The organism is Kitasatospora sp. NPDC038210 (assembly GCF_055600605.1).
Map to the genome: position 1 here is coordinate 1 of NZ_JBVJYK010000092.1, position 1,129 is coordinate 1,129.

The window sequence follows — 1,129 nt, forward strand, 5'->3', positions numbered from 1 at the left end:
CCGCCTTACGGGAGGTTGCGGGCCATGACGATGCGCTGGACCTGGTTGGTGCCCTCGTAGATCTGCGTGATCTTCGCGTCCCGCATCATCCGCTCCACCGGGTAGTCACGGGTGTACCCGTACCCGCCCAGCAGCTGCACCGCATCCGTCGTGATCTCCATCGCCGCGTCCGACGCGTAGCACTTCGCCGCCGCACCGAAGAACGTCAGGTCACCGTCCCCGCGCTGCGACTTCGCCGCCGCCGCGTACGTCAGCTGCCGCGCCGCCTCCAGCTTCATCGCCATGTCCGCCAGCATGAACTGCACACCCTGGAACTCCGCGATCGCCTTCCCGAACTGCCGGCGCTCCTTCACGTACCCCTTCGCGTAGTCCAGCGCCCCCTGCGCGATCCCGATCGCCTGCGCCGCGATCGTCACCCGCGTGTGGTCCAGCGTCTTCATCGCCGTCGCGAAACCCGTACCCTCCGCACCGATCATCCGGTCCGCCGGAATCCGCACGTTGTCGAAGTACACCTCACGCGTCGGCGACCCCTTGATCCCCAGCTTCTTCTCCGGAGCACCGAACGACACACCCTCGTCGCCCTTCTCCACCACGAACGCCGAGATCCCCTTCGACCGCAGCTCCGGATCCGTCACCGCCATCACCGTGTAGAACTCCGACACACCCGCATTGGTGATCCAGCGCTTCACACCGTTCAGCACCCAGAAGTCCCCGTCCCGCACCGCCCGGGTCTTCATCCCCGCCGCGTCCGAACCCGCCTCCGGCTCCGACAGGCAGTACGAGAACATCCCCTCACCCCGCGCCAGCGCCCCCAGGTACTTCGCCTTCAGCTCCTGCGAACCCGACAACTGCACCGGCAACGACCCCAGCTTGTTCACCGCCGGGATCAACGACGAGGACGCACACACCCGCGCGACCTCCTCGATCACGATCACCGTCGCCAGCGCGTCCGCCCCCGCACCACCGAACTCCTCCGGCACGTGCACCGCATGCAGGTCATTGCCCTGCAACGCGTCCAACGCCTCCTGCGGGAACCGCCCCTGCTCGTCCACCTCCGCCGCGAACGGAGCGATCTTCGCCTCAGCCAGCGAACGCACCGCCTCACGGAGCATCTCGTGCTCCTCGGAGA

The 1,129-nt window shown here is 67.4% G+C and carries 1 protein-coding gene; it reads right to left on the reverse strand.

Annotated features, from left to right (window positions below; translation table 11 throughout):
• Positions 1 to 5: 5 nt before the first annotated feature.
• On the reverse strand, positions 6 to 1,129 hold a 1,124-nt coding region (locus ACZ7KX_RS42735), incomplete at its 5' end, for an acyl-CoA dehydrogenase family protein (RefSeq protein WP_470331350.1).